Origin of the sequence: Streptomyces rubellus (assembly GCF_036323805.1) — a bacterium.
Taxonomy (GTDB): Bacteria; Actinomycetota; Actinomycetes; order Streptomycetales; family Streptomycetaceae; genus Streptomyces.
In genome coordinates this window covers 32,869-59,385 of record NZ_JAZDCX010000015.1, presented here as the reverse complement: position 1 = coordinate 59,385, position 26,517 = coordinate 32,869, and the positions used below count along the sequence as shown (strand labels likewise).

Annotated in this window: 21 protein-coding genes and 1 tRNA gene; 8 read left to right on the top strand and 14 right to left on the bottom strand. The window is 71.8% G+C overall.

Features of this window, described 5'->3' with window-relative positions; all coding sequences use genetic code 11:
• Positions 1 to 174 precede the first annotated feature (174 nt).
• From topA to V1L54_RS18635, 5 genes are all read left to right on the top strand, one after another.
• Positions 175 to 3,039, top strand: a complete 2,865-nt coding sequence (gene topA / locus V1L54_RS18655) for a type I DNA topoisomerase (protein ID WP_330119184.1) — start codon at positions 175 to 177, stop codon at positions 3,037 to 3,039.
• A gap of 191 nt (positions 3,040 to 3,230) precedes the next feature.
• Positions 3,231 to 6,347 (top strand): dTMP kinase, encoded by a 3,117-nt coding sequence (tmk, locus tag V1L54_RS18650; RefSeq protein ID WP_330119183.1) that lies wholly within the window; start codon positions 3,231 to 3,233, stop codon positions 6,345 to 6,347.
• Between the two features lie 147 nt (positions 6,348 to 6,494).
• Positions 6,495 to 7,709: a DNA polymerase III subunit delta' gene (locus V1L54_RS18645; protein WP_330119182.1), complete on the top strand. Its 1,215-nt coding sequence runs from the start codon at positions 6,495 to 6,497 to the stop codon at positions 7,707 to 7,709.
• A gap of 61 nt (positions 7,710 to 7,770) precedes the next feature.
• A complete protein-coding gene (locus tag V1L54_RS18640; RefSeq protein WP_330119181.1) occupies positions 7,771 to 9,399 on the top strand; it encodes an alpha/beta hydrolase in 1,629 nt (542 codons plus the stop codon).
• 110 nt (positions 9,400 to 9,509) lie between these two features.
• A tRNA-Thr gene (locus V1L54_RS18635) sits at positions 9,510 to 9,583 on the top strand.
• A 48-nt stretch (positions 9,584 to 9,631) separates the two neighbouring features.
• On the opposite strand, the gene V1L54_RS18630 is transcribed toward V1L54_RS18635, so the two are convergent.
• From V1L54_RS18630 to V1L54_RS18600, 7 genes are all read right to left on the bottom strand, one after another.
• Positions 9,632 to 11,002, bottom strand: a complete 1,371-nt coding sequence (locus tag V1L54_RS18630; RefSeq protein ID WP_330119180.1) for a tyrosine-type recombinase/integrase — start codon at positions 11,000 to 11,002, stop codon at positions 9,632 to 9,634.
• Between the two features lie 72 nt (positions 11,003 to 11,074).
• Positions 11,075 to 11,275, bottom strand: coding sequence for a helix-turn-helix domain-containing protein (locus tag V1L54_RS18625; protein WP_330119179.1), 201 nt, complete (start codon positions 11,273 to 11,275; stop codon positions 11,075 to 11,077).
• Positions 11,276 to 11,427: 152 nt separating this feature from the next.
• Positions 11,428 to 12,669, bottom strand: a complete 1,242-nt coding sequence (locus V1L54_RS18620) for a DUF3631 domain-containing protein (RefSeq protein ID WP_330119178.1) — start codon at positions 12,667 to 12,669, stop codon at positions 11,428 to 11,430.
• Entirely contained in the window at positions 12,666 to 12,851 is a 186-nt protein-coding gene (locus V1L54_RS18615; RefSeq protein ID WP_330119177.1) for a hypothetical protein, read from the bottom strand. The genes V1L54_RS18620 and V1L54_RS18615 overlap by 4 nt, the downstream gene beginning before the upstream one ends.
• A 161-nt stretch (positions 12,852 to 13,012) precedes the next feature.
• Positions 13,013 to 13,906, bottom strand: a complete 894-nt coding sequence (locus tag V1L54_RS18610) for a bifunctional DNA primase/polymerase (protein WP_330119176.1) — start codon at positions 13,904 to 13,906, stop codon at positions 13,013 to 13,015.
• The gene (locus V1L54_RS18605; RefSeq protein ID WP_330119175.1) at positions 13,903 to 14,535 is read right to left on the bottom strand and encodes a class I SAM-dependent methyltransferase; all 633 of its coding nucleotides are present in this window, start codon (positions 14,533 to 14,535) and stop codon (positions 13,903 to 13,905) included. The genes V1L54_RS18610 and V1L54_RS18605 overlap by 4 nt, the downstream gene beginning before the upstream one ends.
• The gene (locus V1L54_RS18600) at positions 14,532 to 15,227 is read right to left on the bottom strand and encodes a class I SAM-dependent methyltransferase (protein ID WP_330119174.1); all 696 of its coding nucleotides are present in this window, start codon (positions 15,225 to 15,227) and stop codon (positions 14,532 to 14,534) included. The genes V1L54_RS18605 and V1L54_RS18600 overlap by 4 nt, the downstream gene beginning before the upstream one ends.
• A gap of 106 nt (positions 15,228 to 15,333) precedes the next feature.
• Between V1L54_RS18600 and V1L54_RS18595 the strand changes: the two genes are divergently transcribed.
• The gene (locus V1L54_RS18595; RefSeq protein ID WP_330119173.1) at positions 15,334 to 16,269 is read left to right on the top strand and encodes an HNH endonuclease; all 936 of its coding nucleotides are present in this window, start codon (positions 15,334 to 15,336) and stop codon (positions 16,267 to 16,269) included.
• Positions 16,270 to 16,428: 159 nt separating this feature from the next.
• Here the strand turns inward: V1L54_RS18595 and V1L54_RS18590 are convergent, their stop codons facing one another.
• The 6 genes from V1L54_RS18590 to V1L54_RS18565 all read right to left on the bottom strand — a co-directional run bounded on the left by V1L54_RS18590 (position 16,429) and on the right by V1L54_RS18565 (position 22,333).
• Positions 16,429 to 16,725, bottom strand: coding sequence for a hypothetical protein (locus V1L54_RS18590; RefSeq protein ID WP_330119172.1), 297 nt, complete (start codon positions 16,723 to 16,725; stop codon positions 16,429 to 16,431).
• A gap of 219 nt (positions 16,726 to 16,944) precedes the next feature.
• Positions 16,945 to 19,053 (bottom strand): hypothetical protein, encoded by a 2,109-nt coding sequence (locus V1L54_RS18585; RefSeq protein ID WP_330119171.1) that lies wholly within the window; start codon positions 19,051 to 19,053, stop codon positions 16,945 to 16,947.
• Positions 19,054 to 19,055: 2 nt separating this feature from the next.
• Positions 19,056 to 20,612 (bottom strand): hypothetical protein, encoded by a 1,557-nt coding sequence (locus V1L54_RS18580; RefSeq protein ID WP_330119170.1) that lies wholly within the window; start codon positions 20,610 to 20,612, stop codon positions 19,056 to 19,058.
• Positions 20,613 to 20,766: 154 nt separating this feature from the next.
• Positions 20,767 to 21,798 (bottom strand): DUF2637 domain-containing protein, encoded by a 1,032-nt coding sequence (locus tag V1L54_RS18575; protein WP_330119169.1) that lies wholly within the window; start codon positions 21,796 to 21,798, stop codon positions 20,767 to 20,769.
• A complete protein-coding gene (locus tag V1L54_RS18570) occupies positions 21,795 to 22,073 on the bottom strand; it encodes a DUF6303 family protein (RefSeq protein WP_330119168.1) in 279 nt (92 codons plus the stop codon). Before V1L54_RS18570 ends, V1L54_RS18575 begins: the two co-directional genes overlap by 4 nt.
• Positions 22,073 to 22,333 carry a DUF6284 family protein gene (locus V1L54_RS18565; protein ID WP_330119167.1) on the bottom strand — a complete coding sequence of 87 codons (261 nt, stop codon included), beginning with the start codon at positions 22,331 to 22,333 and terminating at the stop codon, positions 22,073 to 22,075. Before V1L54_RS18565 ends, V1L54_RS18570 begins: the two co-directional genes overlap by 1 nt.
• Before the next feature lie 564 nt (positions 22,334 to 22,897).
• Here V1L54_RS18565 and V1L54_RS18560 point away from each other — a divergent pair.
• The gene (locus tag V1L54_RS18560) at positions 22,898 to 23,692 is read left to right on the top strand and encodes a GntR family transcriptional regulator (RefSeq protein ID WP_330119166.1); all 795 of its coding nucleotides are present in this window, start codon (positions 22,898 to 22,900) and stop codon (positions 23,690 to 23,692) included.
• The gene (locus V1L54_RS18555) at positions 23,689 to 24,405 is read left to right on the top strand and encodes a YdcF family protein (RefSeq protein WP_330119165.1); all 717 of its coding nucleotides are present in this window, start codon (positions 23,689 to 23,691) and stop codon (positions 24,403 to 24,405) included. The genes V1L54_RS18560 and V1L54_RS18555 overlap by 4 nt, the downstream gene beginning before the upstream one ends.
• 309 nt (positions 24,406 to 24,714) lie before the next feature.
• Here V1L54_RS18555 and V1L54_RS18550 read toward each other — a convergent pair whose 3' ends face one another.
• Entirely contained in the window at positions 24,715 to 26,091 is a 1,377-nt protein-coding gene (locus V1L54_RS18550; protein WP_330119164.1) for a hypothetical protein, read from the bottom strand.
• Positions 26,092 to 26,517 lie beyond the last annotated feature (426 nt).

The following is a 26,517-nucleotide window of genomic DNA, read 5'->3' as shown; positions in this document are numbered from 1 at the left end:
AGGCGGCAGGAATGCTGGGACTCGGGTTACCGTTCGAGTGGCGTTGCGGACTTTTACCGTTTGACACGGGGGCGGGAGGTACCGTCACACTCCGCAGCGAGAGCGCAAGCGACCCAGAGCCGACCACGGACCGGGACCACGCCCCAGGGAACCGGAGAGAAGAGCGAGAAGAAGTTGTCCCCGACCAGCAAGGCCGCAAGCGGCGGGCGCCGACTCGTGATCGTCGAGTCGTCGGTCAAAGCCAAGACGATCAAGGGCTACCTCGGTCCTGGCTATGTGGTCGAGGCCAGCGTCGGGCACATCCGGGACCTGCCGAGCGGCGCCGCCGAGGTCCCCGCCAAGTACAAGGGCGAGCCCTGGGCCCGGCTCGGCGTCAACGTCGACCAGGACTTCGAGCCGCTGTACGTCGTCAACAGCGACAAGAAGGACCAGGTCAAGAAGCTCAAGCAACTGCTGGCGGAGTCCGACGAGCTGTTCCTGGCCACCGATGAGGACCGCGAGGGCGAGGCCATCGCCTGGCACCTGCAGGAGGTCCTCAAGCCCAAGGTCCCGGTCCGCCGGATGGTCTTCAACGAGATCACCAAGGACGCCATCCGGGCGGCCGTCTCCAACACCCGGGAGCTGGACCAGCGCCTGGTCGAGGCCCAGGAGACCCGCCGCATCCTCGACCGGCTCTACGGCTACGAGGTCTCCCCGGTGCTGTGGAAGAAGGTCATGCCCCGGCTCTCGGCGGGCCGGGTGCAGTCCGTCGCCACCCGTCTCGTCGTCGAGCGCGAACGCGAGCGCATCGCGTTCCGCTCCGCCGAGTACTGGGACCTGACCGGCACCTTCGCCACCGGCCGCCCGCACGACACCGCCGACCCCGCCTCGTTCACCGCCCGGCTGACCACCGTGGACGGCCGCCGGGTCGCGCAGGGCCGCGACTTCGGCCCCGACGGGCGGCTCAAGCAGCAGGGCGCGGACGTCCTGCACCTGGACGAGACCGCCGCCCGCGCGCTGGCCGCCGCGCTGGAGGACACCGGCTTCGCCGTCCGCTCGGTGGAGTCCAAGCCGTACCGCCGCTCGCCGTACCCGCCCTTCCGCACCACCACCCTCCAGCAGGAGGCCAGCCGCAAGCTGGGCCTCGGCGCGAAGGCGACCATGCAGGTGGCCCAGAAGCTGTACGAGAACGGCTTCATCACCTACATGCGGACGGACTCCACCACGCTGTCCGACACCGCGGTCAACGCCGCCCGCGCCCAGGTCACCCAGCTCTACGGCGCCGAGTACCTGCCCGACCGGCCCCGCACCTACGCGAACAAGGTCAAGAACGCGCAGGAGGCGCACGAGGCGATCCGCCCCTCCGGGGACCGCTTCCGCACCCCCGCCGAGACGGGCCTGACCGGCGACCAGTTCCGGCTGTACGAGCTGATCTGGAAGCGGACGGTGGCCTCCCAGATGAAGGACGCCACCGGCCGGTCCGTCACCGTCCGCGTCGGCGGGCGGTGCGCCGCCGACGGTGGACAGTGGGCCGGCCGGGACGTGGAGTTCAGCGCCTCCGGCAAGATCATCACCTTCCACGGCTTCCTCAAGGCGTACGTCGAGGGCTCCGACGACCCCGCCGCCGACCTCGACGACCGCGAGCGCCGGCTGCCGCAGGTCGCCGAGGGCGACCCGCTGACCGCCACCGTGATGTCGGCGGACGGCCACGCCACCAAGCCCCCGGCCCGCTACACCGAGGCCACGCTGGTCAAGGAGCTGGAGGAGCGCGAGATCGGGCGCCCCTCGACCTACGCGTCGATCATCGGCACCATCCTCGACCGCGGCTACGTCTTCAAGAAGGGCACCGCGCTCGTCCCCTCCTTCCTCTCCTTCGCCGTGGTCGGCCTGCTGGAGAAGCACTTCGGCCGGCTGGTCGACTACGACTTCACCGCGAAGATGGAGGACGACCTCGACCGCATCGCCGCGGGCCAGGCCGAGGCCGTGCCGTGGCTGCGCCGCTTCTACTTCGGCGCCGACGACCCGGGCTCCGGCGACGCCGCCGCGGCCGACGCCGGGAACGGCGACGGCGACCACCTCGGCGGACTGAAGGAACTGGTCTCCGACCTCGGCGCGATCGACGCCCGCGGGGTGTCCTCCTTCCCCGTGGGCGAGGGCATCGTGCTGAGGGTCGGCCGCTACGGCCCCTACGTCGAGGAGCCCGCGGGCGAGGACGGCACGCCCGGCCGCCGAGCCGACGTGCCCGAGGACCTGCCGCCGGACGAGCTGACGGTGGAGTACGCCAGGGAGCTGCTGGCGAAGCCCAGCGGCGAGGTGGAACTGGGCACCGACCCGGACACCGGCCGCACCGTCGTCGCCAAGGCGGGGCGCTACGGGCCGTACGTCACCGAGGTGCTGCCCGAGGGCACGCCGAAGACGGGGAAGAACGCGATCAAGCCGCGCACCGCGTCGCTGTTCAAGTCGATGTCCCTGGACACCGTCACCCTGGACGACGCCCTGAAGCTGCTCTCCCTGCCGCGCACGGTCGGCACCGACCCGGCCACCGGCGAGGAGATCACCGCGCAGAACGGCCGCTACGGGCCGTACCTGAGGAAGGGCACCGACTCGCGGTCGCTGCAGAGCGAGGACCAGCTCTTCACGATCACCCTCGACGAGGCCCTCGCGATCTACGCCCAGCCCAAGCAGCGCGGCCGGGCCGCGGCCAAGCCGCCGCTGAAGGAACTGGGCACCGACCCGGTCAGCGGGCGTCCGGTGGTGGTCAAGGACGGCCGCTTCGGCCCGTACGTCACCGACGGCGAGACCAACGCCACCCTGCGCCGCGACGACGACGTGGAGACGATCTCGCCGGAGCGCGGTTACGAGCTCCTCGCCGAGAAGCGTGCCAAGGGCCCGGTGAAGAAGACCGCGAAGAAGGCGCCGGCGAAGAAGACGACGGCCAAGAAGGCACCGGCCAAGAAGGCGGCCGCCAAGAAGACGGCGGCGAAGACCACCGCGAAGAAGACCGCCGCCGAGAAGACGGCGGCGAAGCGGACCGCGGCGAGCGCCAACGGCGGCGAGTGACCGGCACATCCGGGCGGCGGGCCGTACCCCGAGGGGGCGGCCCACCGCCCGGAGGCACTGCCGGATGCGCCGCCCGGAACACGGCCCGGCACACCGCGTGCCGCGTCCGCCCCACAGCGGCTCCTAAACGACACCGTCCACCTGTTCGGCCGTACCGTCACTCCGCCGCCGCGGCCCGCTAGGCTGGCGGGATGACGCGAGCAGAGCAGCCACCGGTCGTGACCTCCACCTCCGACGCCCTGGCCGCCGATTCCCGCGAGCGCGCCGTACGGGCCCTGCTGGGCCATGCCCCGCTCAGGCGGCTGTGGGGCGCACAGCTCACCAGCGGGATCGGTGACGTCCTCGCCCTGCTGGTCCTGGTGCTCCTCGTGCTCCAGGCGGCCTTCGTGGTGCCCGCCGGCGGCGGCGGGCCGCTCCTCGGCGGCGGTTACCGCGGGGCGGCCCTGGCCGTCGCCGCCGTTTTCGGCGCCCGGATGCTGGCCACCCTGCTGTTCGGCGCCGTTCTGCTGGGCCCGCTGTCCTCCCTGACCGCGGACTCCTCCGGCGCCCTCGACCGCCGCTGGACCATGATCGGCGCGGGCGGCGTACGGCTCGCGCTGATGATCGTCGCACCGCTGTGGATCGACTGGACACCCGACCAGGCTTTCGCGTTCCTGCTGGTCACCGCCTTCCTGCTGGGAGTCGCCGAGCGCTTCCACGCGGTGGCCAAGGACAGCGCGGCCCCCACGCTGCTGCCCGCGCCGCCGCCCGAGGGCGCCGCCGTACGCCCCCTGCCGGACCACCACGACGCCCTGCGCCGGCTGTGGCTGCGCACGGGATTCGTCGCCGTGCCGCTGGCCGGCGCGGTCCTGGTGGCGGCCACCCTGGTGAGCAATCTGCTGGCCGCGGGCATCGACTGGTTCGGCACCCACCAGGCGGCGCTGGCGTCGTACGCCGCCGCCGGGCTGTTCGCCGCCTCGGTGAGCCTGCTGTACTTCCTCCGCCTCCCGGCCGGTGACACCCCGCGCCCCCGCTCCCCGCTGGAGGGCCTGCGCCCGCCCCGGACCGGCAGGGCCGACAGGGCGGACGGGACGGCGGAGAAGGGCGCCGCCGGGACGGTGGAGAAGGGCCGCACCGGTGCCGTCCCGCTGCTCGTCCTGGCCTGCGCCTCCCTCGCCGCCGCGATCGCCGCGGCCGTGGCGCTGGCCGCCCTGCACACCGCCGACCTCGGCGGCGGCCCGGTCGCCTTCGGCCTGTCCGTCCTGGCGCTGACCGGCGGCACCGCCGCCGGTGTCCGCCGGGCGCCGCGCGTCCTGCCCGCCCTGTCCCGGCGCCGGCTGCTGGCCCTGGCCACGGCCCTGACCGGACTGGCCCTGCTCGCCGCCGGGCTCACCCCCGACCTGACGACCGTGCTGCTGCTGGCCCTGCTCGCGGGCCTGGCCGCCGGGGTCGCCGCGAACACCGGGCACACCCTGCTGGACGAGGAGACCGAGGAGCCCCGCCGCGCCCGGACGACCGACCACCTCCACGCGGTCGTACGGCTCGGCATCGCGCTCGCCGTCCTCGCCGCGCCCGTGCTGGCCGCCCTCATAGGACCGCACCGGGTGGTCAGCGGCGACTTCGTCTTCGCGCACGGCGGTGCCGCCTTCACCCTGATGCTGGTGGGCGCGCTGCTGCTGCCGGTGGCGGCGCTCGTCCTGGTCCGTCTCGACGACCGGCAGGGCGTACCGCTGCGGCGCGACCTGCGCGACGCGTTCACCGGCGGCACCGAGCCGCGTCCGGCGCCCGCGCCGAACGGCTTCTTCATCGCGGTGGAGGGCGGCGACGGAGCGGGCAAGTCCACCCAGGTGGAGGCGCTGGCCGAGTGGATCCGGGCCAAGGGCCACGAGGTGGTGGTCACCCGCGAGCCGGGCGCCACCCCGGTCGGCAAGCGGCTGCGCGCGATCCTGCTGGACGTCTCCTCGACCGGTCTGTCGCACCGCGCCGAGGCCCTGCTGTACGCCGCCGACCGGGCCGAGCACGTCGAGACGGTCCTCCGGCCCGCCCTGGAGCGCGGTGCGGTCGTGATCTCCGACCGCTACGTGGACTCCTCCGTGGCCTACCAGGGCGCGGGCCGCGACCTGTCGCCCACCGAGGTCGCCCGGATCTCCCGCTGGGCCACCGGCGGGCTCGTCCCGCACCTGACGGTGCTGCTGGACGTCTCGCCTGAGACCGCCCGCGAGCGGTTCACCGAGGCGCCCGACCGGCTGGAGTCGGAGTCCGCCGAGTTCCACCGGAAGGTCCGGGCCGGTTTCCTGGCGCTGGCCGCCGCCGACCCGGTGCGCTACCTGGTGGTGGACGCCGGCCGGGAGCCCGAGGCGGTCACCACCGTCGTACGGCACCGGCTCGACCAGATGCTGCCGCTCTCCGAGGCCGAGATCGCCGCCCGCGAGGAGGCCCGCCGCAAGGCCGAGGAGGAGGCCCGCAGGCGCGCGGAGGAGGAAGCGGCGCGCAAGGCCGAGGAGGAGCGCCTGGCGCGTGAGCGGGAGGAGCGCCTGGCCCGGCTGCGCGCCGAGGAGGAGGAGCGCAGGAAGCGCGAGGAGGAGGAGGCCCGCCGCCGCGAGGAACTGCGCCAGGCCGAGGAGGCCCGCCGCCGCGCCGAGGAGGCCCGCCGGCAGGCCGAGGAGGAGCGCAGGCGTCGCGAGGCGGAGGAGCGGGCCCGCCGCGAGGAGGCGGAACGCCGCCGCCGGCAGGCCGAGGAGGAGGCCCGGCTGCGGGCCGAGGCCGAGGAACGCCGCCGGGAGAAGCAGCGCAAGGCCGAGGAGGCGCTGCTGCGCGCCGAGGAGGCCCGCCGCCGCGCCGAGGAGGAGCAGCGGCGCGCCCAGCCCGAACAGTCCGGACACTCGCTGCGCACGACCGAGGAGGCGGACGCCGCGGGTACCGCCGGTGCCCCCGGCGCGGGCGCCGACCCCGATGCCGAGACCAGGATGCTGCCGCAGGTCCCGGCGGAGGACGAGACGGTCGTCATACCGCAGGCCCGGCCCGGGCAGCCGGCCCGTGACCCCGACGCGGACGAGACCGCCGTACTGCCCCAGGTCCAGCCGCCCGCACCGCCTGCGCCGCCCGTGCCGGACGAGGTGGAGCGCACGAAGGAGCTGCCCCAGGTCGACCAGGAGGGCCGTCCCCGGCGCCGCCCCGAATGGGCGGAGGAGACACCGCTGGACGACCTGCCCACCCTCGCCGACGAACTGCTCGGCCCCCAGCAGGGACTGACCGGGGACGACACCGCGGACCCGGACGGCCCCGCGGGTGAGGACGGCCGCCGCGGGCGCCGGGGCCGCCGCGGCTGAGAGCCGGCCGGGCGCGGTCCGCCGCACCGGTCCGTCAGCCGGACACGGCACAATGAGCCGGGCCGGGACGGATCGCCGGGACGGCCCCGGACAACGGGACGACAGGACACCGGTACGACGGGAGACCGGGAGGAGGGGCGCCGGGCCATGACCGTATGGGAGGACCTCGTCGGGCAGGACAGGGTCACCGAGCAGCTCGTCGCCGCCGCCCGCGACGCCGACGCGTACGTCACCGCCGCCGCCTCCGGCGGAACGGACCCCGCCGCGCTGTCCGGCTCGGCGATGACCCACGCCTGGCTGTTCACCGGGCCGCCCGGCTCCGGCCGGGCCACCGCCGCCCGCGCCTTCGCCGCCGCCCTGCAGTGCGTCAGCCCCGACCGGGCGCTGGGTGGCGCCCCCGGCTGCGGCTTCTGCGACGGCTGCCACACGGCCCTGGTCGGTACGCACGCCGACGTCGAGGTCGTCCGCACCGACCAGCTCAGCATCGGCGCCGACACCACCCGCGAGCTGGTGCGCCGCACCCAGCTCTCCCCGTCGGGCGGCCGCTGGCAGGTCGTCGTCCTGGAGGAGGCCGACCGGCTCACCGAGAGCGCGGGGAACGTCCTGCTCAAGGCCGTCGAGGAGCCCGCCTCCCGCACGGTGTGGCTGCTGTGCGCGTCCTCCGTCGACGACGTCCTGCCCACGATCCGCTCCCGCTGCCGTCTGCTGGTGCTGCGCACCCCGCCGGTGGACGCCGTCGCCGACCTGCTGATCCGCCGCGACGGCATCGAGCCGGAGACGGCCGCCACCGCCGCCCGCGCCACCCAGGGACACATCGACCGGGCCCGCCGGCTGGCCACCGACGAACGGGCCCGGGCCCGCCGCGCCGCCGTGCTGCGGCTCCCCGTCCGCATCGAGCAGCTCGGTGACGCCCTGAAGGCCGCCCAGGAGCTGATCGACGCGGCCGGCGCGGACGCCAGGGAGGCCGTCGAGGAGGTGGACGCCCGGGAGACGGAGGAGATGCGCGCCGCGCTCGGCGCGTCGGAGGGCGGCCGGCTGCCGCGCGGCACGGCGGGGGTGATGAAGGAGCTGGAGACCCGCCAGAAGCGCCGCGCCACCCGGGCCCAGCGCGACTCCCTCGACCTCGCCCTGGTCGACCTCACCTCCTTCTACCGCGACGTCCTGACCCGGCAGTTCGGCTCTCCGGCCGCCCTCGCCAACGAGGACGTCCGGGACACGGTGGAGCGCATCGCCGCCACCACCCGGCCGGAGCAGACGCTGCGCCGCATGGAGGCCGTCCTGGAGTGCCGCCGGGCCATCGACCGCAACGTGGCGCCGCTGCTCGCCGTGGAGGCGATGGCGGTGGCCCTGCGGACGGGCTGAACCGGCCGGCCCGGCGGAGAGGCGTCCTGCCGCGCCGCTCCGGCCCGTATACGCTCCGGGCATGGACACCAGGCGTCTGCTCCGTACCGGCGGCGTCGCACTCGCGACCGCCGCGCTGCTGCTGTCGGGCTGTTCCGGCTCGGACGGCGACGGCTCCGGGGAGCCCGGAGAGGAGGAACGGCGCGGTCCGGGCGTCTCCGAACCGCCCGCGCGGTCCCCGGGCGACGACCGCGCGGCCCCGACCGCCGCGCCGCTGGAGCCGCTGCCCGAGGGCATCCCGGCGGACCTGGAGCCGTACTACGGGCAGAAGCCGGACTGGAAGGACTGCGGGGTCTCCGGTTTCCAGTGCGCGAAACTGCGGGTGCCCCTGGACTACGCGGCCCCGGACGCGGACGAGGACCTGGAACTGGCCGTCACCCGCAAGAAGGCCACCGGCCCGGGCGAACGCCTGGGCACCCTGCACGTCAACCCGGGCGGCCCCGGCGGCTCCGCCGTCGACTACGTCCAGCTCGCGGCGGGCGTCGGCTACCCGGCGCCGGTGCGCGCCCGGTACGACATCGTCGGCATGGACCCGCGCGGCGTGGCGCGCAGCGAGCCCGTCAAGTGCCTGGCCGACGAGGAGATGGACGCCTACACGCAGACCGACGTCACACCGGACGACCAGCGCGAGATCGAGGAACTGGTCGAGGCGTTCGAGAAGTTCGCCGAGGGCTGCGAGAAGCGCGCGGGCGAGCTGCTGGGCCATGTCTCCACCGTCGAGGCCGCCCGCGACCTGGACGTCCTGCGCGCGGCGCTCGGCGACGACAAGCTCACCTACGTCGGCGCCTCCTACGGCACCTACCTCGGCGCCACCTACGCCGGGCTCTTCCCCTCCCGGGTCGGCCGCCTCGTCCTGGACGGCGCCATGGACCCCTCGCTCACCTCCGAGGAGCTCAACCGCGACCAGACCGCGGGCTTCGACACCGCCCTCACCGCCTTCCTGGCCGACTGCGTGAAGCGGCGGGACTGCCCGCTGGGCACCGAGGACCCCGAGGACGCGGGCCGGAAGCTGGGCGACTTCCTGAAGCGCCTGGACGGCCGGCCGCTGGAGACCGGCCAGGAGCGCGAGCTGACCGAGTCGCTGGGCACGATCGGCGTGCTGAACGCCATGTACACCGAGTACTACTGGCCGAAGCTGCGCTCGGCGCTCACCTCCGCCCTGGACGGCGACGGCGCGGAACTGCTGGCGCTGGCCGACGACTACTACGAGCGGGACCCGGACGGCTCCTACGGCAACATCATGTACGCCAACGCCGCGGTGAACTGCATCGACCTCCCGCCGCCCTTCAGCAGCCCGGCCGAGGCCAAACGGGCCGTGGCGGACTTCCGGAAGGCCTCCCCGGTCTTCGGCCGCAGTTTCGCCTGGGCCGCCCTGAACTGCGCCTACTGGGAGCCGCAGCCCACCGGCGAACCCCATCGCATCGAGGCCGAGGGAGCCGCCCCGATCCTGGTCCTGGGCACCACCCGGGACCCGGCCACACCGTACAAGTGGGCCGAGGGGCTGGCCGGGCAGCTCTCCTCGGCGACCCTGCTGACGTACGACGGCGACGGCCACACCGCGTACGTGCGCGGCAGCGACTGCGTCGACTCGGCGGTCAACGCATACCTGCTGCGCGGCGAGGTCCCGGAGAAGGGCACGAAGTGCGCCTGATCCCGGGGCCCCCGCCCCGCCCGCACCCCGCCGCCCGGCGTGAACCCGGTACGAGGCACCCCCGGGCACTGTGTAGACTTGAGCCCGCCGCGGCCCGGCCGCGAGCGTTCGCCGCCTTAGCTCAGTCGGCCAGAGCGACGCACTCGTAATGCGTAGGTCAAGGGTTCGATTCCCTTAGGCGGCTCACTCTGGGAAGGGCCCAGGTCACCTCGGTGACCTGGGCCCTTCCGCGTTACGTGATCCTGCGGCGGCGCCGGGCGCGGGCGGCCCTGGTGGGGCTGGTCTCAGTTCTGGTCTCAGTCTGCGGCCAGAGAGCGTTCCCCACGCGCCGTACGGCCTCCTGGGTGAGCGGCGTCGTGGCGTGCACGTAGCGGCGGGTCACGCTGAGCTGAGAGTGCCCGAGGATCTCCATGATGGTCCGGATGTCCACCCCCAGCTCGTTCAGGATCGTGCCCGCGGTGTGGCGGCTGTCGTGCGGCCGGGTGTCGCGGACGCCGGCCTCCTTCAGTAGATCCTTGAACTCCTGCCAGTCCTGCCGCGGATCGATGGGACGGCCGTCCGGCCGGGCGAACACCACGTCGTGTTCCTCCCAGAGCTCCCCGGCCGCGGCCCGCGCCTCCTCCTGCCGGGCCCGGTGCTCCAGCAGGAGCGGGATCAGCGGCGGCGGGATGGGCACGATGCGGCGGCTCTTCTTGGTCTTGGGCCGGGTGAAGACCAGCCCGCCGCCCCGCCGCTGCGGGCACGTGCTGGCGTGCCGGGTGCACTTCGGCGGGCAGGGAGCCGGGCAGCCCCGCTTGTAGTGCTTGTGCACGGTGCAGCCGGGCGGGCAGGGCTCGAAGCGGTGCAGCCGCTCACCGCACCGGTGCGGGTCTTCACAGCCGTGCCGCCACGTGAGCCGCTGGAGCTGCCACCACGTCTTCAGGTGCCCGGCTTCCAGGTCCACGTACGACCAGCGCAGCCCCAGCGCCTCACCCTGTCGGATGCCCAGCCCTACGCCGATGGCCCAGCGCAGGGCGGTCGGCCGCTGGGTGGCGGCCCGGAGGAAGGCGCGCGCCTCTTCCTGGGTGAAGGGGTTGATCTCTCCCTCATCGACCGTGGGCGGATCCACGAGGGTGGCGACGTTGCGGCCGACCAGCTCACGACGGTGCGCGATTTTCAGCGCGCGGGACAGGATGCGGTGCACCTTCAGCACGTGGGACGGGGCGTGTCCCTCGCGCAGCATGTCCGCGTACATCTGGTCAAGGTGCTCCGGCCGGAGCCGGTCCAACCGGTGCCTGCCGACACCGGGCACGATGTCATTGCGGGTCTTCGACCAGTAGTCGTCCAGCGACCGCGGCTTGAGCTTGTGCACGGCGATCGTACTCAGGTACGTGTCCATCCACTGCGCCACGGTCGGGACGCGACCCGCCTTGGGCACCCGGCCGGCGTCGCGCAGCTTCTCCAACTCCCTGACCTTCCGGCGTACCTCCGCCTCGGTCTTCGCCCGGCGGTGGCGCCGGTCTGGACTGCCGTCGCTCTTGACGCCCATCGTGACGCGACCGTGCCACCACCCGTCGCTGCCCAGGTAGATGGACGACTCCATGTTCGGCTTGCGGGGACTCAAGTGTGTGCCTCCATGCGGAAGCGGGCCGGAGGATGCCCCGGCCCGCTTCGGTGTGCTGTGTTCTGCGGCTGGTCAGTTGGGCTGAGGCGTCAGGCTCGCCACGTAGCGTTCGAGGTCGTCCCGCCGGATGCGGCGGCAGCGGCCCAGCTTGATGTACTCCAAGGAGCCGGCGGCCATCAGCTCGTAGACCGTGGAACGGCCGACGGCCAGCGCCTCGGCGGCCTCCTCGGGCTTGTAGAGGAGCCGGGCTACGGGTGCGGCAGGGGTACTCACCGGTGATGCCTCCTCGTAGGTGCGAGAGCGGGGATGCCGGAGAACCGCGGGCGGTTTCTCCAGGACCGGTTACATCGGTTACATCGGTTACGCCGCAGGTCAGGACCTTGTGCGGCGTAACCGATGCGCGGGGTGTAACCGATATGGAGCGGCTACACGGGCAACTGGTCGGGCGCGTCCGCAACCGCGGCGTACCGGTTACGCGCCTCCGGTTCGGTTACGGCGTCCGCGCTGATCACAGCGGGTGTGGCGGGTGTTGTAACCGATGTAACCGATGCCTCGGGAGGCGGCGGGCAGTAGCGGTTCCAGGCGTCGGTGAGGTCGTCGCGGTGGTAGCCCTTGGTGGGCTGGCCTCCGATGCGCAGGGGGCGCGGTGCGATGGTCTTCCCCTTGGAGGTCATGTACTCCCGAAGCATGCGGGAGAGCCGACGCGAGTTGAGGGGCTGCCCGTCGAGGTCGCCCCAGGGCGACTCCTCCATGGAGTTGAGCAGGTGGAGGATCTCGACGGTGGAGACGGCGACTTCACCGGGGAAGACGTGGTCGCGCAGGTCGGTGAGGAGTTTGACGCCCAGGGAAGCGCGGTCGTCCTCGCTGACGGCGTTGACCAGCTCCACGCACGCGGTGCGGGCCCGCTCGGGCCACGTTCCTCCGGCGGCGTCCGCGATGGCGAGCAGCGGTTCCCACACGTCGGCCGGCCGGTCGGTGATCCCCTCTGGCATCTCGGGGAACACTCCGTCGACTTGGGGCCGCACCTCCTTTGCCCAGGAAGCGAGCCGATCGCGCAGCGCGTTCCCCTGCGGCTCGTGGATGCGGTGGCGGTAAGGCTCGACCTTCTCCGTCCGTGCCCGGCGCCGCATCCGGATGACGACGGAGCGGGCCATGATGGTGTCGGGAAGGTGCCCCAGTCCGGCCATCGCCACCGCGCAGTAGGAGGGGAAGGCCACCACGCTCTGCGTGCCGCCGTCTCCGATGCACCGGTAGGAGACACCGGACCGGCGGTGCCCGGCGTTGATCAGGCCGCGCAGGTCCTCGTTGTCCTTGGCCTTGGGGCCGAAGACGGTATCGATCTCATCGAACAGCACCACGGGCCTGCCCTTCTCGTCGGCGACCGCGCGGAACAGGGCGGCGGGGCTGGCGTTGACCGCGTGCATCGGGTGCGGAACGAGGGTGCTGATCACCTCCAGCGCGCGGGTCTTTCCGCTGCCCGGTTCGGGGGAGAGGAAGGCGATGCGCGGGGTGGAGTCGAAGGCGTCCAGCAGGTGCGTGTGGGCGTCCCACAGGGTGACGGCGACGTAGGCCGCTTCGGTGGGGAAGGCGTTGAAGCGCCGGTGGAAGTGCTCGACGGCGTCCAGCAGCTCGGCGCCGTCGAGGGTGGTGGGCTGGGTGTCGGTCATGCGGCGGGCCTGCTTTCGGTGCGGTGGCGCAGGGGGCAGTTCTCGCGGTGGGCGGTGTGGGCGGCGATCAGGGCGAGGACCTGGCGGTGGCCGACGGCGCTGCGGTCGTGGCCGCACGCGCACCACGAGTGGGCGGTGGGCACGGCGCCGCGGCCGGGTGCGGTGAGGTGCAGCCACGCCACGATGCGACGGCCGTCGCCACGGCGCGGGCCAGGACCAGAGCGGACACCCTGACGGGCGGTGCCTTTCGGCTCGCCTCCGGCCGCCGGGGGCGCGGCTCGGTCGGCGTCGGTCGGCCGGTCGGGGGTGGGGAGGCTCTTCAGGCGGGCAGCAGCGCGGGGGCTCATGCGGTCCTCCGCTGCGGGTTGTGGGCGATGGACCAGTCCAGCCCGGAGCGGAGGGTGGCGCGGCACTCGGCCGGCGGGAGACCGGCCGCCTCCCCTGCTCCCTGAAGAGCCTCCTCCACCACCGACCGGGGGAGGTCGCCGGATGCGACGAAGCGTCCCAGGGCGCGGGCGGCCCGCAGCAGCGCGGCGTTGCGCCCGCCCTCCCCGGTGGCAGCAACGGCGGCGGTCTCGTTGCGCAGCGCCGCATCGGCGTACCGGCTCACCCGGGTGGTGGCCGCTACCGGCATCGCCCCGGCAGCGGGCCGCGGTACGGGCCGCAGGACGGCCAGCAGCCATCCGGTCAGCGCAGCGACCGGGGCATCGTCGGTCACCTCGTACCGGCGGCCGTCGACCGTGGAGCCGGGGGCGACGACATACCCGCCCCAAGCGCGGGTGTCGATCTTCGGTGCGAGCCTGCCCTTGGTGCTGGGCAGCCGCACCGCGGCCGGTGCGGTGAAGTACAGGTGCACCCCTCCGCTCGCGGTCCGCACCGTGAGGGTGGTGGGGACGGGCTGCCCGGCGCGCTCGCAGAGCGCCTGAAAGTTGGCCACGCCGTCAGGCGTTCCGTCCGGCTCTTCGGGCTTGGGCCGGTCGAGGTCGACCACGACCAGCCCGGACGGGCCGGTAGCCACCCCGATGCCGTACGGCCGCTGCGCCCACGCCTGCCGGATACGGCCGGGGTCGACCGTGGCGCGCTGCTCGGGCTTGCGGTGCCCACCCGTGCAGCGGCCGGTGCGCGGGCAGCGGGCCTCGGCGTGCCCGGCGGGGACCTTGCTGCCGGGGCGCAGGGGGAAGACGTGCCAGCCGCGCTCGGCGGCGGCCAAGGCGGCGGTGAGCAGGTGCTGGTTCATGCGGCGGTCCTCCCTTCGCGGTGAGTGAGGAACTGGCGGCCGATCCACTCGGTGTAGGCGGGAGGTACGGCTTGGCGGGCCTCCCGGTTGGTCATCCAGGTGCAGCCCATGGCGTCGGCGTAGGCCCGCTCGCCCTTGTGGGCGAAAGCAAGCAGGCCGCGGTGGTGCCAGCACGGCGGCAGCAGGTCCCCACCCCCGCCCCAGGAGGTCTCGAAGGCACGGTGGCGGCGGACGTGCAGGCCGAACTGGGTGCCGCACAGCAGGTAGTCGGGGCGCAGCGGTGCTTCGGGGACGTTCTCGATCACCCAGGGGATGCCGGATTCCTGGAGCCGTTCCCGGCCGGGGGTGAGCAGGTCGGGGTGGTCGGCGCGGTCGCCGCGCCAGGCGGTGACGCGGGCGAAGTGCTGGCACGGCCAAGAGGCATGCACCAGGTCGAAGCCGTCCAGCGGGAAGGTGAGGGCGTCGGCTTGGTGGAAGGTGAAGGGGTAGTTCGGCTGCGGGGCGATGTCGACGCCGACGACGTCGAATCCGGCCAGGTAGTAGCCCATGGACAGCCCGCCCGCGCCGCAGCACAGGTCCAGCAGCCGCAGCCCGTTGGGCCGCCGCAGCGGCAGCACCATTGCGTTCATGCCGCCACCGCCCCGGCGTCGGCGCTGGTTGCGGCAAGGAAGGCGGAGCCGATGTGCCGGGTGTAGGCCGGGGGAATGCACTCGCGGATGCCGTCGCGGGTCATCCACGGCACACCCATCACCTTGCGGGCCAGTGGGACGCCGGAGAAGTTGCCGATGAACTGCCCGTAATGCCCGGGCGGGACGGGGCGGCCCATTTTCGCCTGCGGCACGGTGTGGGGCGGGTGCGCGGGCGAGGTGAGGGCCAGGCCGCCGCCGGTCTCGAAGTACCGGTGCCGGTAGGTTTCCAGGCCGAACATCTGCCCGCACAGCATCACCGGGGCGCGCAGCTTGGGGACGGCGCCGCGGACGTTCTCGATGATCCACGGCCGCCCGGTGGTCTCCAGGATGGTGCGGGTGGGGGCGATCAGGTCGGGGTGGATGTTGCCGCGGAGGCGCTGGCACTCGCTGTCGTGCTGGCACGGTGGGGAGGCGTGGATGACGTCGAATTCCGCCCCGTGCGCGCGGATGAAGGCGATGGCGTCGGCCTGGACGAAGGCGAAGGGGTAGCGCGGCTGCGGGGCGATGTCGACGCCGGTCACGTCGAACCCGGCCAGGTGGTAGCCCATGCCGGCGCCGCCCTGGCAGCAGAACGCGTCCAGCAGCCGCGGTCGGCGGCCGGACGCTCGCCGGAAGAGGACAGAGTGGGTCATGCTTGGAGACCTCCTGAGTCTCGTAGCGGGATAGGGAGACGGGGCAGCCGCGGTCTTTGGCGAGAGGGCGGCTGCCCTGCTGCATGGCAAGCTGAAGGGGGATGGGATGACCACTGCGTGGCTGATGCTGGCCGTGGGTGATGACCGGCAGCACGGTGGGAACGACGGCTATGACGACAACCCGGCTGAGCACTACAGCTGGGACAGCACCGTTCCCAACCACGCCCGGGTGGCTGTGGGAGATGTGATTGCCCTGTGGAACAAGAAGGAGCTGATCGGTGTCTCGGTGATCGAGGCCATCGAGACCGGCACCGACCAGAAGACGGTGTACTTCTGCCCGCAGTGCAAGAAGGCGGACTTCAAGCGGCGCCAGCGGCAGCAGCCCGCGTGCCGCTGCAACAAGTGCGGGGCGCTGTTTGAGATCCCGGGCCGCAAGACCCGGCAGGTGACCACCTACCGGTCACGGCACGGCATGGCCTGGATGAACGGCCGCGGCCTGCTCTCCGGCGCGGAACTGCGGGCCCTGTGCGACTCCCCGAAGTCACAGCTGAGCATGCGACCTGCACGGTGGGAGAAGCTGCGGGATGCGCTGCAGGCCGTCACCGATGAGGCCGAAGCACTGGATGTGCTGGAGGGAGGCACTCGGCTGCCCATCCCCGGCGGCCACCGGGAATCGGTGGTGCGGGTACGCGTCGGGCAGGACGCCTTCCGCAAGCAGCTGCTGCGCGACCAGGGCGAGACGTGCGCCTTTACCGGCCCCGCCCCAGCCGCTGCCCTGGAAGCAGCCCACCTGTACAGCTATGCCGAAAGCGGCGAGCACCATGACTACGGCGGACTGCTGCTGCGCCGGGATGTCCACCGGCTCTTCGACCTCGGCCAGATCGCCGTGGACCCGGCAACCGGCACCCTCGACGTCAACGACACCCTGCGCGCCTACCCGGTGTACGCCGACCTCCACGGCCAGCCGCCGGCAGTCCGGCTCCGGCCAGAACACCGCATCTGGCTCAGCGCCCACTGGCACACCCATCGGCCACGGCCGTAAACGGCAGGACTCTGCTGCTTCGAAGGTTGGTGCCTGCGCCCTCATCGGGCTGCTATGGGGTACGTCATGCTGGAGCCCTCCTGATTCCCTGACAGGAGTTGGGAGTGCCGGAGCGGGCCGCGCGATCTTTGGCGAGACGTGGGCGGCCCGCTCCGGGCGTTACTTGCCCTTGGGGCGGGCGAGTTGGAGGAAGGTGCCGATGCCGACCGGGCCCGCCAGGGTGCCCAGCAGGGCGGCGGTGCGGACGGCGAACTCGAACAGCGCCAAGGCGGCGGCGGCCAGGCCGATGAACCCGAACGCGACGGCCAGCCCGACGGCGAGCGGCACCGCGTAGGTGGTGGCCCGGCGCCGCGGGGGCGGGGTGTGGACGATGACGACGGTGCGGTCGTCTAAGCGGTGGTAGAGGTCGGCGGGCAGGTGCGGGGCGAGGTGCCCCGGCGGCTCACGGCGGTCCATGACGGCCTCCTTGAGTGGTGGGTGTGCGGAAACGCAGAGCCCCGCCCGGCGGGTGGCGGGGCGGGGCTCTGCTTGTCGTGCGTCTTGTCATCCGGCTTGTCGTGCGGGGTGTCGCTTGTCTTGTCTTGTCACTTGTCGCGCCGAGGTCACAAGTCGTTTCCGGCCCTCACAGAGTCGTCTGGGGGGCTGCGTACGGGCGGGGCGACAGACGACAGGCGGTCACTGCTCGGTGGGGTTGTCGGGTGCGTGGCGGTAGTGGACGTAGCGGGCTTTGGTGCCGGTGCCGACGCGTACGGCGGTGCCGTCCTCGGTCCAGCTCTTGAGCCAGCCGACGACGGTTTGCCGGGTGGTGCCGTGCTCGTCGGCCAGTGCGCGAGCGATGGCTGAGGCTCCGGTGCCCTCGGGGCCGGCGGCGAGCAGGAGCGCCAGTGCCGCATCGCGGGCCGGGTTATCTCCAGCCTTGAGGGCGGACAGGTTCAGCCCGCCCGGTGCGGGCGGCTGCGGCTCGTCCGGTTCGGCCGCGCTCGCTTCGGGGGCGGTGGCGAACTGGGCGTCGATCTGCTCACGGAAGCGCCGGGCGAGTTCCTCCTCGTCCGGCTCCGCGGTGGGCAGCTGCTCGCTGCGGAGCGCGGAGAGGTTCAGCCCGCTCGGCTGGTCGGCCTGCTGCCCGTGGCCGGTGGCGGCGGGAGTGCTGGGCTGGTCGCGCATCCAGGCGGTGCGGCCGGGATCCCAGCGCCGGGCGTAGGCGTCTCCGGCGGCCTGAGCGGACGGAGCGTCGAGAGTGGGGTGACGGTCGGCGGTGGCGGCGGTGATGTCGCGGATCTGGTTGGGCAGGATCCGCCAGGACTTGAACAGCGCGGCCGGGGACTCGGGAGTGCCCATGAACCCGGCGCCCTTGTAGGGAGCCTGGTCCACCCGCAACCCGCGGGAGCCGGGGAACTGCTTGGACAGGTCCATGCCCTCGGTCTCTCCGCCGGTGAGCGCGACGCGGACCTTGGCCTCCCGGCGGATCATCAGGTTGCCCAGCACCGCGCCGGTGGCCCCGAGCGCGGTCAGCACGGTGCGGATGCCCATGGCGCGGGCGATCCGGATCACTTCCAGGATCTTGGCCGCGAGCATGCGGGACTGCTTGTCGCTACCGGCCAGGATCTCCGCACCCTCATCGATGACCAGCATGATCTGCGGAATCTTGGCGCTGATGGGCAGCAGGTCGGTGTTCGCGCGGGCCATCAGGTCCTGGTAGACGGTCTTGCGGTGCTTGGCGACCCGCACCGCGGCATCCAGCATCAGGGCTGCTTCCTCGGGGGAGGCGGCCAGCCAGTCCACCCCGGGTCGCATGCCGTCGACCGGCCGCCCGTCACGGTCGAGGGCGGGGCGGACCCAGGGCAGGCCGGCCGATCCGGCGTTGAGGTCGATGACCCAGGTGAGCACGTCTTCGGCGCGGGCGAACCCGGCCAGGATCGTGTGGACCATGTTGGTCTTGCCCGACCCGGTGGGACCGACGACCAGCGCGCACTGCTCGCGCAGGTAGGCGCGGATCTCCTCGGCGTTGGTCCGCAGTCCCCAGGGGATGCCGGTCAGGACCGACAGGGGGCCGTAGTCGGTGGGGTAGGTGACCTCCCTCGCGAGCACGTTGACGGTGGTCACGTCCACCAGCACGCGGCCCTGGTCGATGCCCGGGGAGGCGGTGGCGGTGCAGCCGTGCGGCAGCCGGGCGTCCGCCGACAGCTTGGGGGCCTCCCGTGCGATGCGGTCGTAGGTGGTCCCGCCGGGCGGCAGGTCGGCGTCCAGGGTGAAGCCGGTGCCGGTGGGCCACATCTCCACCGCCCGCACCCGCACGGTGATCCCGCACACCCGCTGGATCCGATCGACCCATTCGGCGGCGATGGCCCGGCGTTCGGCGGACAGCTCGGCGGCCACTTGGCGTTCGGCAGCAGCGATCGCCTCCAGTTCCCGGGCCTCCTCGTGCAGCAGGGTGGCGCGGGCGGCGGCGCCGATGCCGACCCCGAGGGTGGCCAGCGAGCCGAGCGCGGTCCAGGACAGCGGGCCCGAGGTCATGGCCCAGGTGGTCCAGCCCGCACCAACCAGCCAGGAGGCGGCCCGCATGGCGACGGTGCGGGCGGCCAGGCGGTCGCGGAGGCTGGTGACGGTGTGGCCGATGGCTCCGGCCGCGCCGATGGCCAGCGCCCAGCCGGGCGGCATGCCGGCGGCCGTACCGGTGGTGGCGACGGCGAGGCATCCGGTAGTGGCGGACAGGGCGCCGGTCACGGGTCCGTGACCGGCCGCCCAGTCCCACACCGGCCCCGTTGAGGCGGTGTTGGTGGTCATGGTCAGACGTTCCATCCCTTCTCGGCCTGGGGCCCGTTGCGCGGGTCCTCGTGGCGGGCGATGTCCTGTTCGTGGACCTGGCGGAACAGCGGGCCCATGTCCTCGGCCACGGCGACGGCCGACATCAGCGCGCCGAACATGTCGTTGAAGCCGTCCGCGACCTCCTTCTCCAGCGGGAACTCGCCATCGGCGCGCTCGGCCAGGATCCGCATCACGTTCGCCACGCTCGTCAGCGCGGCGGGAAGCCCTTCGACCATGGCGAGGATCTCCATGGCGTTCTCGGGCTCGTAGCTCTGTGCCGCGGCCTCCATCTCGGCCGCGGCTTCCTCGAACCGGAAACCGGACATGTTCTCTCCTTCACTGGTGGTCGTGCTGGGGGCAGCGGGGACGGTGCCGGCCGGGCGCTCGGCGGTGTCCCCGATCTGCTCGCTGTCGTCCGCCTCCGCTGCGGTCTCCTCCGCCTGCCGCTCGCGGATCGCCGCATCGCGGGCGGCGCGCTGCTCGGCAGCGGTGCGCGTCAGGCGGGCGTACAAGCGGCGGCCCGGGTACATCAGCCACGCCCAGCCCAGGCGGCGGCCCAGCGGGGTGGTGACCAGCCCGATCAGCCCGAGCGCTCCCGCCAGCAGCGCGGCCAGCAGTCGGCGGCCCTGGAACCGGGCCGCCGATCGCCACAGCGCCTTCCGGGCCCGCTTGCGGGCCGGTGCCGTGCGCACAGCCTCCCGCTGCCCGTCCAGGTGCCGGGCCGCCGCGCGGTCCCGCGCCGCACGGGCCCGGTCCACCGCCTTGCGGCGGGCCGCGCTCGTTGCGCCCAGCGCCTTGGCCGCGGTCCGTCCGACCGGTCCTTTACCGGCCAGGGAGGCGGTGCGGGCCCGGTGCTTTGCAGCGCGGCGGGCGTCGGCCACCGCGCGGCGTGCCCCGGTCGTCTCAGCCCGCCGTGCGGCCCGCGTTGGGGCCGACGCACGAGCCGCCTCCCGCACTGCCCGCGCCTGGGCCATCCGTCCACCGGCGCGGCCCGGTCGGGTGCCAGCACTGGCGGATGCCGCGCGGGCCCTGGGCAGCGATCCGGCCTGGCCCGAACCGGCAGCCCGGTGGGCGGCCTTGCCTCGGGCACCGGCCGTACTGGTCCCGTGGCCCGCGCCGTTCCTCTTACTCAGGCTGGTCGGCCGTTTCTGCAGCGGCACCCGGCCGGTCCCGCCCCTGCGGGCACCGCGCACCCCTGGTGCCGCTCCGACCGCCGTACGGGCGGTGTTGGTGCGGGCGGCTCGCGCCGTACCGCGCTGCCCGCGCCGGGTACGCGCGGCGGCGGCCGTGCCGACGACGACCGCGCCCGTGGCGGCAACGGCCAGCGCCGCCGGTCCGCCGACCAGCGCAGCGGCCCCGAGCAGGGTGGCGGTGGTGTTCGTGCCGGTCACCGCGAGCGGAACGACCGGCCAACCGCCGGGCGTGTGGTCCACCTCGGCGGCCGGCGCGGGGGCCGGTTGCTCGGGCGCCTGCTGCGGCGGCGGTGCGTCCGGCGGGGCCTCGGGGCCCGCTACCGGCGTGAGAGTGGTGTCAGTCATGCTGAGTGCACTCCTTGTTCTGGGAGGGCGGCCCGGCCGAAGCTGTGGAAGGTGGACGGCCGGGCCCGTGCGACAGAGCAGGTGAAAACGGGTCGCTAAGGTCACGCATGCGCGAGTGGGTGGAGGCGCTGTAGCGGGCGCTGGTGCAGCCGTATCAGGGCCTACCGGCCAGGGCGGTGCCGTTGACCGGCCGCCCGGCGCTGTCGGCCGGGGTGGGCTGGTCGCGCAGTTCCTGGTAGCGGGCGGAGACCCAGCCGATCGACCAGCCGCACAGCTCGGCCGCGGCCCGCACCGGCAGTCCCTCGGCGAACGCGGCGTGCACGATCCGGCGGGCCCGTTCCTCGGGCAGCTTCTCGTTCACCGGCCCGCCGGCCAGCAGCGCGGCGCGTTCACGGCGCTCCCGCTCGGCCCTCTCGGCCTGCTCCCGGCGGGCGGCGGCTTCCCGCTCCCGCCGCTCGGCTTCGCGGCGCTCGGCCTCCTCCCGCTCGCGGCGTTCACGCTCCCGCTGGGCCTGTTCACGCTCGCGCTGCGCGCGTTCACGAGCCTCCCGCTCGGCGCGCTCGCGGGCCTCGGCCCGCTCCCGCTCCTCCCGCCGCGCGGCTGCCTCCCGCTCGGCCTGCTCGCGGGCGAGGCGGGCCTCGTGTTCACGCTGTTCACGGGCGAGCAGGGCGGCGTGCTCGCGCTCGGCCCGGGCCCGCCGCTCGGCCGCCTCCTCGCGCTCGCGGGCCGCCTGCTCGGCCCGCTCCCGCTCGGCGCGCTGCCGGGCCTCCTGTGCTTCCTGGGCGGCGGCGATGGCGCGGCGGTAGGCCAGCCCGGTCTCGGCGGTGACGATCAGCAGCAGCGGCGCCACCGCGTGCACCGCCACGCCCACCAGGTCCTTCTTCAGCGCGGAGTCGGCCACGTTCAGCGCCAGGGTCATGGCGCCGGTCATCCACCGCAGCACCACCGGCCACCGCCCGCCGTGCCCGCCCAGGCGGGCTAGCACGGCGTCCAGGCGGACCACGATGACGACCGCGGCGTCCACCACCAGCGGCAGGATCGGCGCGGTCCAGCCCCACCCTTGAGGGGTGTGCTTGGCCATCAGCGGGGTGACGGTGAGGATGGAGTAGAGCATCGCTCCGGCCACGATCAGCCACGTCCCCACCGACAAGGCACGTTCGGCTGAACGGATCTGAACGCTGTTCACCGGGCCGCCTCCCGCACCCTGGTCGCGGCGATCAGCAGCACCGGCGAGGCGGGGTCATCGTGGACTTCGCTGTCCTCCACCCACGTCCATTCGGCGTCGTCGGTGAGCGTGTAGCCCAGCGCGTTCAAGGCGCGTGAACGCTCCGCCCGCGTGGGCACTGTGGTCCGGGTACCGAAGTCGTGGTCGGGCCAGGGCTCCCCGGTGTTCAGCAGGGCGACGTACAGGTGCCACCGGCCGCCGCGGGTGGCCAACTGCGCGGTGAACGTGCCGGCCATCAGGCCACCTCCGGCGAACCGGCGATGCCCTGGTTGGTCAGCGCCCGGCGGGCGGCCAGCACCCGGCGGCGAGCGCGGCGCAGGCGGCGGGCATCCAGCTCGGACGGCACCCGGTCCAGCACCGTGATCTGCGCGTCCAGCAGCTCGACCTCGGCCGCGATGAGCGGCATCTCGGCCTCGATCGCGTCCAGCTCGGCGGCCGACGGCTCCCCGCCGGCCAGGTCAGCGGCAACCGCCTGGAGTGTCATGCTGTGCTTCATGGGTCGTGGATCCCTTCCACAGTGGAACGGCCCAGCAGAGCGGCCCCGGTGTTGCACCACCGGGGCCGCGGCCGTAGAGCAGGAACATCCGGCTCCCCACGCCCCGCCCGTACAGCGCCGCGCAGCACGCGGAACCGGACGGGCGGAGGAGGCAACCGGCCGCAGCGTCAGCCGCTGCGGTGCCAGGCAGAGGGCGGACCGGGGTACCGCACAGACACCGCCGGCCGGTCCGTCACGGCGGTGTCTATCGAGGTCGTCGGGACATCAGAGCTCCTGTCGGTCGCAGGGAAAGGGACGTGCTGCAAGGGGGACCGTGTCCCCACCCTCCGGCCGTTGCTCGCGGTCACCGGGCCACCTCGCCAGTCGGGCCGAAGCCCTGTCCTCTGGCCTTGTCGGGCGGTCCTGCAGCGTGTCCGCCCTGCGTTTCGGAGCAGCACAAACAAGGCCCTCCGAAGCTCGCTGTCCTAGGACTGCGAGCCGCTGAGCAAGACGATGACGCACAGTCCCAGGACTGTCAACAGTCCTGGGACTGTGTTTCACTGGCGGTGTTGAGAGGAGTGCTACATGGCGCCCAAGTGGCGAGAACTCGCTGACCGACTAGCCGAAAAGATCAGGGCCGGTGAGTACGCCCCGGGAGATCAGCTACCGCAGATCAGGGAGCTGGTCGAAGCGGGTGAAGGCTCGAAGTCCACGGTCCACGCGGCCTACAAGGCGCTGGAGGCCGAGGGACTGGTCACCTCGTCGCGCGGTCACGGCACCGTTGTGCGCCAGCGGGCACCGCTCAAGCGGCTCGGTATCGCGCGGTACGACAAGGCCAAGTGGCGCGACGGCGACGAGGTGGCGTTCATCGCGGACCGGGTGGCTTCCGGGCGCGCGTACCGCCGGAACGAGCAGACGCAGACCGTCAGCCGGGTGAAAGCGCCGACGATTGTCGCCGAGGCGCACGGCCTGCCAGAAGGTGCGGAGGTGTACGCCCGTGCACGTGTGGTCAAGGAGGGCTCCCAGCCCACGCACACACTGACTAGCTACTACCGCCCCGAGCACGTCGAGGGAACCCGCATCGTCGATCCGACGCCGGGGCCCGCCGGCCGCGGCGGTGGCTTCCGCGTCCTCTACGACGCCGGATACGAGATCGACCACATGCAGGAGACGCTGTTCGCACGTGTCCCCACGGCGGAGGAGGCGCAGCTCCTCCAGCTCTCACCGGGCGAGTGGGTGGTGGAACTCCACCGCACCACCTTCACCGCGGACGGGACCGTGGTGGAGTTCGCGATCGGTGTCCACGCAGCAACGCGCTTCTCGTGGACATACGACTTCAAGGTGCCCGACTCGGCAAACGACGGAGGAGAGTCCAAGTGATCTCGGATCAGGAGTGGGCGGACGCTCAATGTCTCTGGGAGTTCCAGCAGATGGGACACGAGGTGCGCCCCTGCTCCGTCGCCATCGGCCTCGGAAGCCACGATCTCGGCGTGGCGGACACCACCGCGGACCTCTACCACCGCGGCATGGCGCCGCTCATCGTCTTCACCGGCGCGACCAGCCCCACGACACGCGACCGCATGCCGCGGGGCGAAGCCGAGCACTACCGCGAGCGAGCGGTAGAGCTGGGTGTGCCGGCGGAAGCGATCCTCGTTGAGCCGCGCGCCCGGAACACCGGGGAGAACATCCGCTTCTCACGCTCCCTGCTCGAAGAGCAGGGCGTCCCCGTCTCGTCCGTCCTCCTGGTCAGCAAGCCGTACGAGGAACGGCGGGCCTACGCGACAGCCTGCAAGCTGTGGCCCGAAGTCGAGTGGGTGAGCGCGTCCGCCCCCATGTCCCTGACCGAGTACATCGACTCCATCCAGGACGCGCGCTTGGTGATCGACATGCTAGTCGGGTCCCTGCAACGCCTAATGCTCTACCCCGCTCAGGACTTCATGGTCGCCCAAGACGTACCCAGCGACGTGCGCCACGCGTACGAACGCCTCGTCTCTCAAGGCTTCACCAGCCGACTCGTTTGCGGAGCGCCTGTGAGCGGTCAGGCGAGCAGTACGGGCGCCCGCTTCGACCCATCACGACCGGTGTCTGAGTAACAACTTTCTTCACGGAGTCAAGGCCCGCGCACGGCGCGGCCTGCCTCCTGTCTTCGCCCTGGCAGGCCGCACCCGGCAGCGCTGCGTGCACGCGGGCGGAGGGAGGAAAACCCTTTTGTGGCTGAGGCCGGTCGGCTCCACGGTTTTAGGTAGTCAATTTGGCGCGAGCCTCTAAGAAAATGGCCCAAGATCGGGCATTAACGGGCAGGCTCACAAATCCGCCTGATCCGCAGGCTAGCGTAATGGGTCATGATCACTCACGCCAAATCAGCTCCAGCCCAAAGCCGCTACGCCGACCTATCTGGCTAACTATTCGGGAGTCGACGAACGTTCTACGCCCGCCCAAGCGGCCAACAAGGCCGCAGGGTGTGCGCTTGAGAAAGAAAGCGCTGATCGAAGTTGTGGTGCCAGTGCGGCGCCCGCAATTTCAGTGATGATTCCTTCGATCCCGGCCTTGAGGCTATCTAGACCCTCGATAAACTTAATACCTCCATCTCCAACAGGGCCTTCGGTCGCGTACCTCCTGCTTCGCCGGTCAGCAACGGCCGATCTGGCGAAATGATCCCTCGCGTCGGCCCCGACTTTCTCTGTAGTGACAATCACAGGAACATCCGGTCGAAAAATACCAACCTTAGCGCCGAAGGAATATGCATTCCCGAGGTTGAATTCCTTGTCCTTGAGCTCGAACAGCACGAGACGGCCATAAATCTCCGCCACGCAGTCAACTTCCTCCCCGGAATACTCCTGCTCCATTCGAATGCTGTGGATGGGTACTCCGAAGTTGAGCAAATGTCGCAGCACCAAGACGGAAAGCCAGGCACTGCCATCAAGCATGGACCGAGCAAAGTCGGTTACGCTGAGTGCTTTTTCGTGTTTTTCTTCTGATAGCGGACGCCCGCAAGCGCATCGAACACCCTGCTCGTCTAGGCCGTTCAATACATCTGCCGTAGCAACGCGATTAACCTGAGCAGACGAGTCTCGACAGATCACAACTATTTCGGTATCGACCAGCTCTTTGTCGATAAGAAGTTGAACAATAGCGTCAATGCGCCCCCGCTCCTTGGGTGGGATCTGCTTCGGCGCGTCACTCAGTAGCAGGCCGCTAGACGACTTGATCGCTATAGCCAACCGTCGTACGGACTTGTCCGATAGCGCCTCAGCTGCATCCAACTCTCCGTCAGTAGGTAGCCGAGTCGTATTCGGCTTACCTTGCGCCATTTCTCGCAGTCGCCGACTCCGCGACGGCGGATCTCTAAATTCGATTCCTCTCCAAACTTCAGCAATAATCCTTTCGAATTCCGCAACGTCGGGGTCCTCGACGAAGGGCACTGCATAAGTAAGGCGGACCCTGCAGTCCTTTTCCTCGGTAGTTACAATCTCGCCTTCGTCGTTGCGCTCATGACTGAGGCGCAATGCCTCGGAAACGCATAGAATTATTAGAACACTACCGAATGCGTAAATCTCGGCATCGACCACGTCTTCTTCGGTAGGGAAAGAAGAGCGGGCATGCGGGCCAGAGTCACCGCCAGTGAAGGCTGATTCCGGCACTCCGAACAATTCCGACTGACGTTCGATGAGCGGCCGAATGATTGGCTGGTAAGTCGCGGGGAGTTTACTGGTGAGGGTGCTCACCGCGTCGGCAGGGTGCGACTTTACTCGTGCCCATCTGTTGATTCTGCGCAGCATTGACACACGATGACACACACGGCTTGATCTCCGCTATGCGTTTGCATAAGTTGCCGTCTCCCCCAGGGCTGAACACACTCGTAAGGCCGTTCATGGTGCACTTGGTTCGCACTCGTGAGGCAGGGGAGGTTAGACAAGACTGACGGGTAGCCGCTGATGGCGCTGGGCCGACCGGCCTGATGAGCCTCTGGAGACCTGCCTGGTGCCGGAGCTGTTCCGCTGACATCTAACGTGACATCAACGAGCCCGGACGGTGGCGACACACAGCAGCCACGTGTGGCCCTGGTGCACGAGGCGGGCCCCGACTAGGCCGAGGGGAGACCGAACTTGTAAAGCGGTTGTCACAGGGAAGTGGCAGCTTGGGGCTGGTTGCCATGGTGTGCGGCGTACGGAGTTGTCTGGTTGAGGTGTGAGGAGGCGCTACGG